Origin of the sequence: Natronoflexus pectinivorans (assembly GCF_004345615.1) — a bacterium.
Classification (GTDB): Bacteria; Bacteroidota; Bacteroidia; order Bacteroidales; family Marinilabiliaceae; genus Natronoflexus; species Natronoflexus pectinivorans.
In genome coordinates this window covers 359,405-375,310 of record NZ_SLWK01000002.1, presented here as the reverse complement: position 1 = coordinate 375,310, position 15,906 = coordinate 359,405, and the positions used below count along the sequence as shown (strand labels likewise).

14 protein-coding genes are annotated in these 15,906 nt (G+C 40.0%); 10 read left to right on the top strand and 4 right to left on the bottom strand.

Annotated features, from left to right (window positions below; translation table 11 throughout):
* The first annotated feature begins 34 nt into the window (after positions 1-34).
* From EV194_RS04895 to menB, 9 genes are all read left to right on the top strand, one after another.
* Complete coding sequence (locus EV194_RS04895) at positions 35-415, top strand: hypothetical protein (RefSeq protein ID WP_132432656.1); 381 nt, start codon at positions 35-37, stop codon at positions 413-415.
* A 268-nt stretch (positions 416-683) separates the two neighbouring features.
* A complete protein-coding gene (locus EV194_RS04890; protein WP_132432654.1) occupies positions 684-3,053 on the top strand; it encodes a TonB-dependent receptor in 2,370 nt (789 codons plus the stop codon).
* A 1-nt stretch (position 3,054) separates the two neighbouring features.
* Entirely contained in the window at positions 3,055-3,384 is a 330-nt protein-coding gene (locus tag EV194_RS04885) for a hypothetical protein (protein ID WP_132432652.1), read from the top strand.
* Between the two features lie 295 nt (positions 3,385-3,679).
* The gene (locus tag EV194_RS04880; protein ID WP_132432650.1) at positions 3,680-4,177 is read left to right on the top strand and encodes a DUF4625 domain-containing protein; all 498 of its coding nucleotides are present in this window, start codon (positions 3,680-3,682) and stop codon (positions 4,175-4,177) included.
* Between the two features lie 267 nt (positions 4,178-4,444).
* Complete coding sequence (locus EV194_RS04875) at positions 4,445-4,957, top strand: YfiR family protein (protein ID WP_132432648.1); 513 nt, start codon at positions 4,445-4,447, stop codon at positions 4,955-4,957.
* 49 nt (positions 4,958-5,006) lie between these two features.
* On the top strand, positions 5,007-7,424 hold the full coding sequence (locus EV194_RS04870) for a TonB-dependent receptor plug domain-containing protein (protein WP_132432646.1): 2,418 nt from the start codon (positions 5,007-5,009) through the stop codon (positions 7,422-7,424).
* 217 nt (positions 7,425-7,641) lie between these two features.
* Positions 7,642-8,733: a chorismate-binding protein gene (locus EV194_RS04865; RefSeq protein ID WP_132432645.1), complete on the top strand. Its 1,092-nt coding sequence runs from the start codon at positions 7,642-7,644 to the stop codon at positions 8,731-8,733.
* Between the two features lie 46 nt (positions 8,734-8,779).
* A complete protein-coding gene (gene menD / locus EV194_RS04860) occupies positions 8,780-10,474 on the top strand; it encodes a 2-succinyl-5-enolpyruvyl-6-hydroxy-3-cyclohexene-1-carboxylic-acid synthase (RefSeq protein ID WP_132432643.1) in 1,695 nt (564 codons plus the stop codon).
* Positions 10,475-10,572: 98 nt separating this feature from the next.
* On the top strand, positions 10,573-11,391 hold the full coding sequence (menB, locus tag EV194_RS04855) for a 1,4-dihydroxy-2-naphthoyl-CoA synthase (protein WP_132432641.1): 819 nt from the start codon (positions 10,573-10,575) through the stop codon (positions 11,389-11,391).
* A gap of 5 nt (positions 11,392-11,396) precedes the next feature.
* On the opposite strand, the gene EV194_RS04850 is transcribed toward menB, so the two are convergent.
* The 3 genes from EV194_RS04850 to EV194_RS04840 are packed head-to-tail and all read right to left on the bottom strand — an operon-like array spanning position 11,397 to position 13,470.
* On the bottom strand, positions 11,397-11,984 hold the full coding sequence (locus EV194_RS04850; protein WP_132432639.1) for a hypothetical protein: 588 nt from the start codon (positions 11,982-11,984) through the stop codon (positions 11,397-11,399).
* Positions 11,984-12,889 (bottom strand): outer membrane beta-barrel protein, encoded by a 906-nt coding sequence (locus EV194_RS04845; RefSeq protein WP_132432638.1) that lies wholly within the window; start codon positions 12,887-12,889, stop codon positions 11,984-11,986. Before EV194_RS04845 ends, EV194_RS04850 begins: the two co-directional genes overlap by 1 nt.
* Before the next feature lie 11 nt (positions 12,890-12,900).
* Complete coding sequence (locus EV194_RS04840; RefSeq protein WP_132432636.1) at positions 12,901-13,470, bottom strand: hypothetical protein; 570 nt, start codon at positions 13,468-13,470, stop codon at positions 12,901-12,903.
* 416 nt (positions 13,471-13,886) lie between these two features.
* Between EV194_RS04840 and EV194_RS04835 the strand changes: the two genes are divergently transcribed.
* A complete protein-coding gene (locus EV194_RS04835) occupies positions 13,887-15,413 on the top strand; it encodes a bifunctional GNAT family N-acetyltransferase/carbon-nitrogen hydrolase family protein (protein ID WP_132432634.1) in 1,527 nt (508 codons plus the stop codon).
* Between the two features lie 175 nt (positions 15,414-15,588).
* Here EV194_RS04835 and EV194_RS04830 read toward each other — a convergent pair whose 3' ends face one another.
* Positions 15,589-15,906, bottom strand: a complete 318-nt coding sequence (locus tag EV194_RS04830) for a type II toxin-antitoxin system RelE/ParE family toxin (RefSeq protein WP_132432633.1) — start codon at positions 15,904-15,906, stop codon at positions 15,589-15,591.

Below are 15,906 nucleotides of genomic sequence, written 5' to 3'. Positions count from 1 at the left end.
TAGTTTTGTAATACGAATAGAAGCAAAATAAGTAATGAGACAACATCGATGGCTTAAATATTTGGGACCTGTTCCGGCCATGGTAATGATATTTACCATGCTGTTTCAGTCGTTCCATAAAATGGAACATGTAGCCGAGTGCCATGAATCTCATGCCTGTTGCTATATCCCACATCATTCACCAACTACTGATATAGTCACTCATATTGGCGATTTTCTGCTGATTGAAACCGGAGAGGTTTCAATATGCTTCATCTGTCAATATGAATTTACCTTCTGTTCAGAGATAAAAAACAGCATTACTCAAACAGCTAACATCTTTCCGGATTCCTTCATCCCGGGATATGTAATTGATTTTTACCACTCGTTTAACGGTCTTCACAAACAACTCAGAGCACCACCTTCGGTGCTTTAATTTACTTTTCTCATATTTTTTTACAACCAACATTTGGTTAATTGCTGTTGCAATAAACAGCCATGTGATCTGTAGTTTGATTGTTCAAAAGCAAGATTGCTCATTTAGAACTTAAGTAGGATACTCCAACATGAACTAAAAATCATGGAGTTGTGACTTGTTTTGAAGTTTTGGTAATCGTAGCATCGTGCGACACTCGAACAGATTAGCCTGCTGACAATTTTCCTCAGCCAGATTGTAGATTAACCACATTAATTTAAAAACGCTGATGCGTATATTAGTAACTATCCTGTTTATTCTGCTATCATTTTCTGTATTCTCGCAGGAAAGATACCACGTTGCAGGACTGGTTCTTGACGAAAACAACATGCCGGTTCCCGGCAGTTATGTTCAAACAGAAAATGAACAGACTGTCACCGATAACAACGGACGCTTTGTTTTTAATCAAATTACTGCCGGTCATACTCAATTGTCTGTATCCTTTATGGGATACAAAACTTTTGACACACTGCTGATTGTTAATGGACACAAGCATCTTCGCATCAATCTGACACCTGATAACATTCATCTCAGCGAGGTTGAAGTCAGGGGAAATAACATGCAAACAGCTCCCGGACTTAGTAGGGAAACCATTTTTGCAGAGCAATTACACCGTCAGTTTAATGGAACATTGGTACGCAGTCTGGAACGGCAAAGCGGATTCAACACAATGGATATTGGAGCAGCTGCATCAAAACCGGTTATAAGGGGAATGGGCTTTAATCGTGTAGTGGTGGTTAATAACGGTCTAAAACAAGAAGGTCAACAGTGGGGAGCAGATCATGGTCTTGAAATTGATCCGTTTCTATCGGAGCAGGTTGAAATTATAAAAGGAGCAGCTTCGTTGGAACATGGAAGTGATGCCATTGGAGGGATTCTGAAAATATCCAACCGCAGACCTCCAGATGAAGGGATCAGCGGCTCTTTTCATCTTCTGGGAAAATCAGTAAATGAAACTGTAGGAGGTTCTCTCTTTTTGCAGGGAAGACACAACCGGCTTTTTTTCAAAAGCCGGTTAACCCTCATGGAATACGGCGATTACCGCATTCCAACCGACTCGATTGTATATCTTACAAGAAACATCCCCATTCACAACAGAAGGCTAAAAAACAGTGCCGGACATGACTACAATCTCTTTTTTCAGGCAGGTTATCTGGGTGAATTTTGGAGAACCAGCATCACGGCATCAAGAGTTTGGCAAAAATCCGGTTTTTTTCCAGGAGCGCATGGAATCCCCGATTTGAGGCGGGTTAAGGACGATGGAAATTACAGAAACATTGAACTTCCACATCAAAATGTGGAACACATAAGCATGACATCCAACACCACCATTCACACTCCCCATTCCACAATTATGCTGGATTTGGGTGTTCAAAATAATCACCGACAGGAATGGGCCGAATTTCACACACATTTTGGAAACCAGCCTCCACCACAAACCAATCCCGACCTGGAACTGGATTTTAACCTGATTACCTATAGTGCCAACGGTAGATGGAATTTCAGATTTACACCCAATCACGCCATAACCACAGGCATACAATCCCAATGGCAAAAAAATGAGACAGACGGATATGCTTTTCTGCTTCCTGAGTATAAACGATCTGCCAACGGAGCATTCATAAAATATGACTATGAGCCCAACAGAAGATGGAAGTTCAATGGTGGGATCAGATACGATCTAATCTCGTTAGAGACAAAAGGGTATTTTGATCCCATATTACAGCAATACATGCTGAATCAGGGAAGAAGTGCTGAAACAGCAGCCTTTTATGCTACACGAGCCATTGAAACCGATAGAAAGTTTAACAATTACAGTTGGCTGGTTGGTGCCACATGGAATGCTGGTCAAAACATAAAACTTTCTCTGAATCTGGGAGAGAGTTTTCGTGCTCCAACAGCAATTGAACTGGGAGCCAATGGAGTTCATCACGGCTCCTTTCGTCACGAGCTGGGAGATCCTCATCTTTCACCGGAAAGAGGGTTCTTTGCCGATGTTACCATGAATTATAAAACCTATAGACGCCAAATCAGTGTGTCGCCCTATGTTTATCATTTTTCGAATTACATATTTCTGCGGCCAACAGGAGAGTGGAGCTATCTTCCGCATACAGGGCAAATCTTTAGATTTTCAGAATCAGAAGCAGTTATGTCTGGTGTAGAGATCAGTTATTTTGAAGAGTTGCATCCGGGATGGGAAATTGAAATCAACGCCGAATGGCTTTACAATCAACAAATTGCTCAAACAAACAATGCAGCCTATCCCCTGCCCTTTTCTCCCCCTGCCAATGGTTTTATTGAATTAACAAGATTATTTAGATACTCGACCAATGACACTCGGGTACGCCTATCGCTCAATTCGCGGGTGGCAGCTTCTCAAAACCGAATTGCAAGAAACGAGAAAACAACACCGGGTTACATCCTGTTTGGTTCAGCAATTTCAGTTCCTTTTAGAATAAGCGGATTAAATTCAGAGCTCAATTTAACCGGACACAACCTTTTGAATAAAAGATATTACAACCACATCAGTTTTTACAGAAACCTGGAAATTCCGGAACCTGGAAGAAACATTCAATTATTACTAAAGATCGAATTTTAATATGATACAAAAACTGCAAATACCGGCCTTATTTTTGGCTGCTTCTTTCCTGCTTACTGAAGCAGGAAAGGGTTTGCATTTTGTTATGTATCATTTGGCTCCGGTACACAATGAAAACTGCCATCATCATTGCGATGTTTCTAACAATCAAAATGAAGAGGATGAAACTTGTGTTTTCAGCCAAATTCAGTTTTTTCCGGCGTCGGTATCTGAACCACCCTTGTGCTGCATACCACTTGAAAGAGAAGAAAGAATAATATCATCCACCGAGAAGAAAATCTATTGTCAGGCAATTGTTTACTATCTGCTGAGAGGCCCTCCTTGCCTTTAAAAATTAGTTAAAGCAACACTTCTGTCCGGAAAAATCTCAAGAAAATGGGATAATGCCAGTTATTTTTTGCTTCGTTAGAGACGAAACATCTTTTACAGGGCAGGAGATAATACAATAGATCGTTAGACTTTTAGATTATTAGATATTAGACACAAGTAATCTTCTTATTTTCATCTGATTGGATAATTTCACAGCGAATTCGTAAATATTTGATAATTAGATGAATAAAAAAGATTAACGAACTATTAATAATATAGAATATTCATTGATTTATATCATATTAAGAATTTACAAAATGAAAAAACTTAAATATATATTACCAGCCATATTGGCTCTTGGCTTGTTTGCTGCTTGCAGTGACGACGACGATGTAGATACCACTGCCCCAGTCATTGAAATCATCTCACCAGAGGATCATGAAGAGTTTCATCCCGGAGAAACCATTCACTTGCATGCCATTATTACCGATGACACGGAGTTGGCTTCATGGAAAATTGACATCCATTACAACAGCGATGGTCACACGCACAGCCAGGTGATCACTCTGAAACATGGAGATCATGATCACCATCATGGTGAAAAAGAGTGGCATGTGCACAAAGATGGAGTAATTGAAGGAAATGTAAAGACCTATGAACTTAAATTAGAGTTGGAAATTCCAGATGATGCAAAGCATGGGGAATACCATTTAGGTGTTTTTGCAGTGGATAAAGCCGGAAATCAAGCGCAAAAATTCATCGAAATTGAAGTGGAAGATGATGATCATCATGACGATCACCACCACGATCACTAATCTTGGATTAGTTTGTCATATTTTTTATGAAATGTCATAAGCACATTTTTATTTATGACATTTCTAATATCTCAATTTAAAAGAGAGCCTGACGAAAGGCTCTCTTTTTTTTATGAACAGTATGTAATCTTTGATTAAATAACGAACCCTTGCCATTGAAAATTGCGTAAACGCAATCATGTTTAAAGTATAACTTTCAGAATTATAGAGCAAAAAATATTTTAATTATATTAAACTCAATCTACAAATCTTAACAATTATGAACTTATGAAAAAAACACTTTTGTTGTTATTCATGTTAGCATTGCTTTGTCCGGCAGCAACTTCAGCCGGGCAAATAGCAAAATTTAAAGCACTCTTCCTTTTCAATTTTGCTCAAAACATCGGATGGCCCGGAGACGCGAATTCCGGAGATTTCATCATCACCATTGTTGGAGACAATGAAATTGTCAGAGAACTCACAGAACTTTCACAATCCAGAACTATCGGCGGAAACAGACTTGTGGTTCGAAGTGCTGAGTCTATTGGTAGCATAGACAAAACCCACATCATATATTTGGCTCCTGACAGATGTGGTATTTTACCTGATTTGATTTCGCTAAAACAGAACGAACCGGTATTGATTGTTGGAGGCGAACAGGGCTTATGTGAAAAAGGTGCCGGGATTTCTTTTTTAATGCGTGATGGGAGATTGCGTTTCCAAATCAGCCCTCAAAACATAGAGCGACATGGACTAAACACCTCCAGTCGACTTATTGCCCTTGGTGACGAGGTACGATAAATGATGTTGCAATTTTAAACCTAATCATTCAACACTAATAATTCTTAAGATGAAGAAATATATATCAATACTTATTATACTTTTTATCTCAGTTAATACCATTGCGCAACAACCAGACCGAGCTCCATTAACCAGAGAAGCCGTTTTAGAAATGTCAATTGAAGATCTTGCGGATCTTGATCTGGAAGAACTCATGGCCGCCATGGATTTAATGGGTGTATCAAGTCTTGAAGAGCTAATCGACCTGCTTATCAATAGAAACGTTTATTCAGCTTCTGGTCGAGATGAGAGTACCATGGTATCCCCTCTATCTTCGAGCGTACTTACCCGGCAGGAAATTCGAGATTACGGTGCCACAACAATTGAAGAAGCATTAAGATTAATTCCGGGAATCATTGTCCGCCAAAAAACCAATGGCAATTTTGATGTGCATTTAAGAGGGCTGGACAATTTGCCGACTCACAATATGATGCTTTACTCAGAAAACACCAATACACTTCTGATGATTGATGGACGACCTGTATTTAACTATGCTCACGGAGCGATAGTTTGGGAATCTTTGCCAATTGGATTTGAAGACATTGAGCGTATCGAAGTGGTTCGCGGACCTGCCAGCGCGCTCTATGGTTCTAACGCAGTGAATGGCGTCATTAACATCCTGACCTCAAAAACGACCAGTCAGTCACCATTGGTTTCGGGTTCGGTACAAGCGGGCAGCATGAACACATACACGGGTGATTTGTCTATCAGGAGGTCTTTTAATGAAAGGCTCTCAGCAGCGGTTACAACCAATTTCCAGATGCGAGACAGAGAAACCGATAAAGTAAATTTCTTTGATCTTGGTGAAATGTATCTGCAGACAGGAGAAGATGAATATGAACCATTTAATGGTGGTTTTCTTCCCGTAAATCAATATCAAAACCTTCGCCAACTTTATCAGGGGCATTATTTCAACCTGTTAACCGACGACATTGACAACCTCTTTCCGGATCCTGGATTGGGAAGAGAAAATCTTGGCGTAAATGCATATATAAACTATGATATTTCTACCAATTCAAGCATTGATTTAAGCGGTGGATACCAAAACTCTTATGTTAATAGTTCTCCGGTTGGAGATCTTCCCCGAGCACTGGCTGGCAGAAAATCATCCACCGGCTATTTTAACCTGATAGCTAATTTGGGTGATTTAAGAGTTCAATCTAATTACATGGGGGGAGTGCAGGATTTTTCTACCGGTGAAACAGGTTTTAAAATCGATATGGGTCAGTTCAATGCCAATGCAGAATATGACTTCCATATAAACTCATTTAACATCCGCCCAGGGGTAAGCTACCAAAATCTCTATTATGATGATACACCATATCTTGAAACAGGAGAGGATGGCTATCTGAATGCTAAAAGAGAGCTTAACACTCTTGGCTTAAGTCTGCGTCTCGACTATATGTTGTTCAATAGAATAAGACTTATCTCAGCATTGCGTACTGAAAAATATAACAATCCTGATAAATGGTATACCTCCTGGCAATTTGCCGGAACACTGCCCATAAACGAAAATCAGACCGTACGTGCTGTTTACTCAAGAGCCAACAGGTCTTCCTTTATTGTAAATGCACATTCAAATTACACTTGGGATAGAACTGGGCGAACACCTCCAAACTTTGTCCATTTTAATGGAAACCCCGAAGCAGACCTGCTAACAACTGACATGGTGGAATTTGGATACAGAGTGCGACCAAACAATAGAATATTGTTGGATTTAGAGTTATTCGCCTCAAAAACCCAAAATTTTGGTGCTTTGATGACAGATTATTCAGGGATATTCAATGTCATGGAACTGGTAACAGGGCAGACTCAAACCCCAGAAACACATGTTTACATTACATACAACAACATGGATTTGGAAGCCACACAAATAGGAGCCAGTTTTAACCTCGACTATATCATTTCAGAAAAGATCATCACACGTTTTCATGGAACGATTCAACACACTAAACTTGACAACTACTCAAACATAAATAGAAATCAAATCACGCAGCGACAATTGTTAACCGCAGGAGAGAATTTAACAAATCTGATTGGAGGAATTATGGCAGGACAGATTCAGCCAACAGCTGAGAATCTACAACCTGTAACATCAGACTGGCAACCAACAGAATTTGAAGATGGTGTAAAACACAAGAACACTCCTTCGTTTTGGGGAATGGCAGGAATTATTTACAGGCCAACCGACAAGCTGACAATTGCTTCGGACACATATTTTTACAGCAGTCAGACCTATCAAACAATCAACGGTGATGTTAATATTGACAGCAAAATAATTCTGAACTCCAAGATTTCGTACAAAGCTACAGACAACCTGAGTATTTTTATTAATGCCCGTAACTTAATCAACAATGATTCCCCTGAATTTGGCTACATGGATAACATTGGTGCATTATATCTGGGTGGAATACAGTTCATATTTTAAGAACGAGAGTAATTATTAAGATTTAACCACAAAGAACGCGAAGTAATACACAAAGACTCACAAAGGTAAATATCCCAACATACAATCCTTGTGAACTTTGTGTAACACTCAATGGTCTTTGTGGTTATTTTTTTATCATTTTTGAGAATCTCTTCGTGTCCAAATTCAACACAAACTACCTCAAATTGGTTATCTTTGCAAATTGTACAAAGACAAAATGGAAACCAACATCATCTCAGAAATAAATAAACAACTGCAAAAGGAATCCTGCATCATTTACCGGCTTCCCCGCGATGGCAAATTAACGTTTTGCTCAATAAAAAGGAGCATTGAAGTAACGCATAAGGACTTCGATAGTTATCTTAACCTCAAGGGATTTTTCCTATTCCCATTTGACACAAAAAGTGAAAAAGCCTGGTGGTTTGAAACAACCGAGAACCAATTTGAGCCAGAAAATAAGAGCTTTCCAAAACTAATTGCTGTCCAGAACGAAACCGTAATTTGCGAAAACACATTTGAAACCTATACACACCAGTTCAAAAAAATGGCTAAAGCTCTTGAAGAAGAAACTGTTCAAAAAGTAATTTTATCGCGCAAAATACAAGTTGAACAGAACCTTATACCACACTTGGCTAAAATATACCTTAATTTATGCCGTACAGCCTCCAACGCTTTTGTTTATCTGCTGCACACACCCCAAACCGGCATTTGGATTGGAGCGTCACCCGAAATTTTACTGGACAAAACAGATGATACCGTTACAACGGTATCACTTGCCGGCACACGCCGGATTTATGATTCCGAAATGTACAAATGGGGAGGAAAAGAACAGGAAGAACAACAAATGGTCAGCAACTACATTGATGAATTATTAACCAGAAGTAAAATCAACAACTATAAGAAGATTGGACCTTCAGTAGTGAAAGCAGGCAATGTGACTCATCTTAAAACCTTGTATTCTTTTCCATATTCCAATATAGAAAACAAAACCGGAGAATTCATAGAACAACTTCACCCTACACCAGCTCTGTGCGGAGAGCCAAAAGAAAAAGCCATGCAACTGATTCGGGAAACCGAATCACATAAAAGAGAATATTATGGTGGTTTTTTAGGTCCTGTCAACAGAGACGGGCTGCATCTTTTCGTAAACATCCGTTGCATGAAAACTAACCAAAATCATAGTACTATATTTGCAGGAGGCGGACTTACACGACGTTCTGTACTCCAAGAAGAGTGGGATGAAACAATTCTCAAGAGCCACATGATGCTTTCAGCTATTGAGCAAAGCCTTCAACAGGCTCAAGCTTGATTCCTTTAAGCATTTATCTATTTTCGTATATAATCAAAACCATATAATGAGTAAACCAATTTCTGATAAACCAATTGTTAAAGCACTAGTAGAATTATGTCACCTTCATGGTGTTGAGCAGGTTATAATCTCACCGGGTTCACGAAATGCTCCCCTGATTATTTCTTTTAACGGATGCGAAAAATTTGAATGCCTGAGCATTGTGGATGAGCGCAGCGCGGCTTATTTTGCATTGGGACTGGCCCGTGAAAAGAAAAAGCCCGTGGCTTTGGTCTGTACCAGCGGTACAGCTGCACTCAATTACGCACCTGCAGTCGCAGAAGCTTACTATCAAAAAATCCCATTGGTTGTAATCACTGCCGACCGCCCCAAAGAGTGGATTAACCAGGCAGACGGTCAGGCCATTGACCAGCCAGGGATTTACAATAACTTTATTCGCCATCAATGCACCCTGCCACTTTCAGGAGGACACAGCGATGATGAGTGGTACATGAATCGTATGCTTAATGAAGCTTTTCAGAAATGCAACGGAACAGTACGTGGCCCCATTCACATCAACGTTCCCATGCGCGAACCGCTTTATGGAAGAACGGTCTACCCCGAAAAAACAGCCAGAAAAATTGAGTTATTAACCGGCGACAGTCAATTGTCGGAAGAGGCCATCTCTCTTTTAACATCAGAGATTGAACGGTACGAGCGGGTCATGGTAATTACCGGAGCCATGTATCATCAACCTGAACTTAAAAACGCACTGGAGTTGCTTGCAAAAAAGGGAGTGGTTGTGCTTACAGAAACCTTATCCAATCTGGAAAGCGACAATTTCATTGGCAATATGGACAGAATTGTCTCCACCATTACCGAAGACGAGCATCTTTTTTTCAGCCCCGACATGCTGATCACCCTTGATGTTCCTGTGCTTTCGAAGATGATAAAAAAGATACTACGAAAAACCAAGCCTAAAATTCATTGGCACTTCTCAAATCATCATCAAATAACCGACACCTATCAGGCACTTTCAAGGATTATAAAAGGAAATGCTGCGCAAATTCTTCAACAGGTAGCCAACAAAATGGAGGAGCGGGAAAAGCGGTTTAGAGACACATGGAATAAACGTGCAACCTTATCCGCCGAAAGGCACACCCAATTCTTTGACAAATTGGGATGGTGCGACCTGGAATTCTTTAAAATACTGAGTGAAACCAACCTCTCCTTCAGGCAGATACATCTGGGTAATAGCACACCGGTGCGATATGCACAACTTTTTAACTGGAATACAGGAAATACCTGGTATGCAAATCGTGGAACCAGCGGCATTGATGGCTGTGTAAGTACTGCTGCGGGAGCAGCTTATGGTTCAGAGATACCTGTGCTGCTGATAACCGGAGACCTCTCTTTTCTTTACGATAGCAATGGACTTTGGCACAAATACCTGCCCCCATCATTCCGAGTTATCATTGTCAATAATGGTGGGGGTGGAATCTTTAGGTTTATTCCCGGCCCCACAGACACAGAAGAGCTGGAAGAGTTCTTTGAAGCAAAACACACCCACAGCAGCGAAGGAATAGCCCGCACTTTTGGACTTGATTACTACTCGTGTAAAAATGCTGAGGATGTGGCTGAGCAATTAAAAACCTTTTTTAACCCTTCAAACAAACCTGCCGTTATGGAGGTATTTACTCCTAACGTAGAAAGTGGTAAATTGCTGAAACAATATTTTAAGTTTTTGAAAAACGAGATTTAATCTGTATAACACATAAGGCACATAAGAAAATATTAAGGAAGTCTGTAATAATTATTATCAGAAACCTTATGTTTCTGATGTGGTAAAAAAATAAAGAAATGGAACGTAATTGGATATCAGAAAAGGAATATCAAGACATCCGGTTGGAAACCTGGGAAGGGATTGCTAAAATTACCATCAACCGACCACGCGTTTACAACGCATTTCGTCCACAAACCGTTAAAGAACTCATTGAAGCCTTTGATATTTGCAGGGAACGGCAGGATGTTGGCGTGGTTGTTCTTACCGGCGAAGGAGATAAAGCATTTTGCTCGGGTGGCGACCAAAATGTAAAAGGACATGGAGGTTATATCGATGAAGATGGGGTTCCACGGCTCAATGTGCTTGATTTACACAAGCGCATTCGCTCCCTTCCAAAGCCTGTGGTGGCTATGGTAAACGGGTATGCCATCGGTGGCGGCCATGTTTTACATGTGGTGTGCGACCTCACCATTGCCAGTGAGAATGCCATATTTGGACAAAGTGGTCCCAAAGTGGGTAGCTTCGATGCCGGTTTTGGTTCTTCGTATCTGGCCAGGCATGTTGGACAAAAGAAAGCTCGTGAGATATGGTTTTTGTGCAAACAATATTCCGCAGTAGAAGCTGAAAAAATGGGACTTGTCAACAAAGTTGTTCCTTTGGATATTCTTGAAGAAGAGACCATTGAATGGTGCAAAATCATACTCCAGCGCAGCCCTATGGCACTGAGAATGATAAAGCGAGGCCTCAATGCCGAACTCGACGGACAAGCGGGAATCATGGAACTGGCCGGTGATGCTACCCTGATGTTTTACCTCATGGAGGAAGCACAGGAAGGTAGAAATGCCTTTCTGGAAAAAAGAGACCCCGACTTCAAAAAATTCCCAAAATTTCCTTGATAAAACTAGAACCCGAACATTAATCCTGTAGATAATCTTAGAATGGTATCCGAATAGTCTCTGCCGTAATTGAGGTTGGCATTTATACTCCACGATACCTTACCCATATTAATAAGAAATCCGGCGGTGGTCGACAGATAGTTGAAACTATTGTCACCGCCGGTTGTTGTATAATACTGTTTACCCACTCCCGTACTTAATCGTAAAACATTGGCCAGCAAAAATCCTCCCTCAATTTGATAAAAGGAGTTAAACCGGCTTTCAATCACATCATCCAACTCAAAACCTGCATACCCACTCATCTCCCTAATTGTATTCCTATTACTGTATCCGGCTGTGCCAAAAACACCAATGGCAGTTCCGCCATCTCTTTGGCCTGAATAAAATCCCAGAAAAGCATCCAGTTGCCAGTTTAACCTGTCACTTTCAAAAGAATCAAATTCATCAGAGTGTTTTCCATGAAAATAGGTAGCAGATGGCCCGAAAAACATAGCAAGGCCACCGCTTTCTTTACCTTCTGATGTCTGAGCTTCCGAATTATATGGAAAACAAATCATCAAAAAAGACGCTAAAAGTATTAAAATTCCCTTCATCACTTTCCTATTTTAAAAACTCCCCCAATTTGTAACAAAGTCAAACCTGTTCCAATGTCCACATAAGCTCCTGCTTTCTCGCTCAAACGAACATCAAAACCCGCACGCAAAGGAACTCCAAAACTCCCACTGCGAGCACCACCCTGAACCAAAACAGAACGTTCATCATCGGTAAAGGTAATGAGGCCATCGGTTCTTACACTCGAATTTGTATAACCCAACCCTGTTAAAAGATATGGTCTGAACAAATCCATATCAATATAATAACGGCCAACCAATGCAAATGTGAAAAGCGTTTCAGTTATATCACGTTGCGTTAAAAGTTGGTCATATTCACTTAAAGTTCTGTCCGAATACTTAAAACTGGCCCAACTAATGGAGGTTCCCAACTCAATATTTTCTCGAAAAGGAAACAGATATGTAATCGCCATTGATGGAAACCCCGTCCTGTCCCGATAATCATCAATTTCTGAAACTTTTGAATACTGCCTGAGCAATCCAAATCCTATGCGTAACTCTCCATTGTCAATTTCCGAGAACCAAAGCGTTTCATCGGAATCAGTTGTGGGTTCAACCACTGCTGACCTGCCAAAAGGCCAACGGACAGGACTTCGAAAAGTTTCATGCTCATTCTCAACAAAATATTCAGTTAGCTGATTCCGATAGCTGATGGCATATATCTCATCCCAGAAAAGTTCATACACAGGCCCATCGGGAATATCGGTTCGCTTATAGCGAACCAATTCCTGCGTTCTACTTACCTCTATTACTTTTCCGTAAACTATTTCACCATTGGTTTTAACAATCACATCAAAACCTGCAGGCCGCACATCGGTAACCTGAGCATGAGATTCTAAACAACCAATTACTGAAAGAAATAATATAGCAAGGTATAATCTGTTCATACATCATTTATTTAATATTCAATATCTTTGAATTCCGCATTATATATAGAAAACAGGGAGTCAGAGTCATGAATAAAACAGAGACTCGCTCCAAGGACTCCGGCAATTATACGCTCATCAGATTTCTGCCTGTCGATTTCAAAAAAAGCATCCTCCATGCTATCTTTACATAACTCAGCCATGAAATAGCGAATGGGGTTCTCTTTTTCAATTAATATCAGAGAGACATTGTGCAGACCGCCTCGTTTAGGATGATAGTTTTTAGTATATCGGTGCCTCATATCATCCTCGTCATTAACATCAATTGAGAACGAAAGTTCAAAGTCCATTCCATCGGGAGACCGTCCTTCAAAAACCAGATAATATCGACGAAACAGCACAGCCGGCGTCTCTTCATCGTCAAACTCCACTACCACAGATTGTCCGGGATAAAAAATCATATCACGACTCCTCCAAATTTCGTCAGAACCTTCCACCCTAAAGGTCAGAATGCCTTCCCGCTGCATGGTGATTGTCTCAATGTCAGTTCCACAACCGGAAACAACAATCAAAAGAAGAAATAAGTATTTTATTGTTTTCATATATTCTTATTGCATTGAACTTCAATCCATTTAAATTTACGAAATATTTCTTAGCTTTAAAAGCAATATATATTGTTTTGAATTCATCTCGGATTCATTTAGAAATGAATTGTCTCCACAATTTTAATACTATGCCCCTGGATATTGAGATGAACTAATTAGTTTAGAAAGAAAGTAGGTTTATCAAACTTGGTTCCTTTAAGAATCATAATCATTAATATCTATCAATTTAGGGATAGAAGAATGATCTGTTAAAATAAACTCTAACTCAACGGTCGTTAATCCAAAATATTATTGATGACTTAGAAATTAAACAATCCATTGCTTAAGAAGTTTATTTTATATACTTTTCTAGTAGATTTTACGGGTTTTAAAACCCGTAAAATTGTTACTTCAAAAAAGCAAAAACTGAATATATGACCGACATTAAAAATGTAGAACTGCGCAATCTTAACATCGACGATTACGAAGAACTGAAAGCTGCCATGCTAAAAGCCTATTCAAACTGGCAGGAATCATACTGGCGTGAGCACGAAATCAGAACGCTGTTGAATATTTTCCCAATGGGACAATTAGCTGTTTTGGTGGATGGAGTTATTGTTGGTTGTGCTCTCTCTATTTGTGTAAAATACGAGTTGTTCGGAGACGAACATTCATATAAGGAAATTACCGGCAACTACACATTTACCACTCACAACCCGCGTGGAGATGTTCTTTACGGCATCGATATGTTTATTCATCCTGAGTTTAGAGGGTTAAGATTAGGACGAAGGTTGTATGATGCACGAAAAGAACTTTGTGAACAACTGAATCTGAAAGCCGTTGTTTTTGGCGGACGTATTCCTGAATATCACATCCACGCTTCAAAAATGACACCAAGGGAATACATCCAAAAAGTTAAAGACAAAGAACTGTTCGACCCAACGCTTACTTTCCAGCTCTCAAACGATTTTCATGTTAAAAAGATTTTAACTGATTACCTACCGGGGGATAAAGAGTCGAAAGAGTATGCGGTTCTGATGCAGTGGGACAACATTTACTATACCAAAAAGACCAAAGAACTAAAACAGCAAAAATCAGTCATCAGACTCGGATTGGTGCAGTGGCAAATGCGCCATTACGCTACCTCAGAGGATATGTACGAACAGATTGAGTATTTCGTAGATGCCGTTTCGGCCTATAAAAGTGATTTTATATTGTTCCCGGAGTTCTTCAACGCACCATTGATGGCAAAATACAACCACCTGTCGGAGCCCGATGCCATCAGAAAGATGGCAGAATACACAGAAGATATCCGTGATCGTTTCATCCAGCTGGCCATCAGCTACAACGTAAACATCATAACAGGCAGCATGCCACTGATTCGGGATGACAAACTCTTTAATGTTGGGTATCTCTGCAGGAGGAACGGGACTTTTGATTCTTATGAAAAGATTCATGTTACTCCTGATGAAATCAAGGCATGGGGGCTATCTGGAAGCAATAAACTACAGGTGTATGAAACCGATTGCGGCAAAATAGGTATTTTGATTTGCTACGATGTGGAGTTTCCGGAACTACCAAGAATCCTGGCCGACCAGGGGATGAAAATACTTTTTGTGCCGTTCCTTACTGATACGCAAAACGGATACAGTCGTGTTCGTTACTGTGCAAGAGCCAGAGCCATCGAAAACGAATGCTTTGTAGCCATTGCCGGTTCGGTTGGAAACCTTCCAAAAGTTCACAACATGAACATTCAGTATGCACAGTCGGCAGTGTTCACACCCTGCGATTTTCCTTTTCCTACCAACGGGGTAAAAACCGAAGCCACACCTAATACAGAAATGATTTTGGTTTCTGATGTGGATTTGGATTTGCTATCGGAGCTGCACACATACGGAAGTGTGCGAAATCTCAAGGATAGAAGGACTGATGTATTTGACCTGAAATTGAAGAATGGATAAATTTAATGCCATTTATCCACTTCGTGGATAAATAAAAACACAGTCATACAAAAAACACCGCATGTATATGTGGTGTTTTTTTGTATTTTATCCCTTCGGGATGATTTGTATAGAATTGCTAGATCCCGTTTCTCATTACAGCTTATTCATTGCATAACTTATTTAATACTTGATATTAGCTGGGTTCTCTTTTCTCGTCGTTGATTTTTATTGGGTCTTGCCTTGTGTCAAAAACGTCAGTAATAAGCAGTCCTTCTGGTATTTCTTTGTAAGTAATCTTGTAGTTTCCTTTTACTAAATAACGATGCCCTTCATTCAACATTTCAAGATTCATTTCAATTTGCCCTGACGTTGGATGTTTTTTCAATTGATTGGTCGCAGTCAAAATTTCTGTCTTAATCTTCTTTGCAATTGAAGGGCTTGCTTTTTTCTTGTAGTAAGAATAAATTTCTAAAAGCATTTCGATTGAAAAGTCAGACCAGACTATTTTCAT

Coding starts and splice junctions, on each gene's coding strand:
- EV194_RS04895 (WP_132432656.1), top strand. CDS start 35: ATGAGACAACATCGATGGCTTAAATATTTGGGACCTGTTCCGGCCATG.
- EV194_RS04890 (WP_132432654.1), top strand. CDS start 684: ATGCGTATATTAGTAACTATCCTGTTTATTCTGCTATCATTTTCTGTA.
- EV194_RS04885 (WP_132432652.1), top strand. CDS start 3,055: ATGATACAAAAACTGCAAATACCGGCCTTATTTTTGGCTGCTTCTTTC.
- EV194_RS04880 (WP_132432650.1), top strand. CDS start 3,680: ATGAAAAAACTTAAATATATATTACCAGCCATATTGGCTCTTGGCTTG.
- EV194_RS04875 (WP_132432648.1), top strand. CDS start 4,445: ATGAAAAAAACACTTTTGTTGTTATTCATGTTAGCATTGCTTTGTCCG.
- EV194_RS04870 (WP_132432646.1), top strand. CDS start 5,007: ATGAAGAAATATATATCAATACTTATTATACTTTTTATCTCAGTTAAT.
- EV194_RS04865 (WP_132432645.1), top strand. CDS start 7,642: ATGGAAACCAACATCATCTCAGAAATAAATAAACAACTGCAAAAGGAA.
- menD (WP_132432643.1), top strand. CDS start 8,780: ATGAGTAAACCAATTTCTGATAAACCAATTGTTAAAGCACTAGTAGAA.
- menB (WP_132432641.1), top strand. CDS start 10,573: ATGGAACGTAATTGGATATCAGAAAAGGAATATCAAGACATCCGGTTG.
- EV194_RS04850 (WP_132432639.1), bottom strand. CDS start 11,984: ATGAAGGGAATTTTAATACTTTTAGCGTCTTTTTTGATGATTTGTTTT.
- EV194_RS04845 (WP_132432638.1), bottom strand. CDS start 12,889: ATGAACAGATTATACCTTGCTATATTATTTCTTTCAGTAATTGGTTGT.
- EV194_RS04840 (WP_132432636.1), bottom strand. CDS start 13,470: ATGAAAACAATAAAATACTTATTTCTTCTTTTGATTGTTGTTTCCGGT.
- EV194_RS04835 (WP_132432634.1), top strand. CDS start 13,887: ATGACCGACATTAAAAATGTAGAACTGCGCAATCTTAACATCGACGAT.
- EV194_RS04830 (WP_132432633.1), bottom strand. CDS start 15,906: ATGAAAATAGTCTGGTCTGACTTTTCAATCGAAATGCTTTTAGAAATT.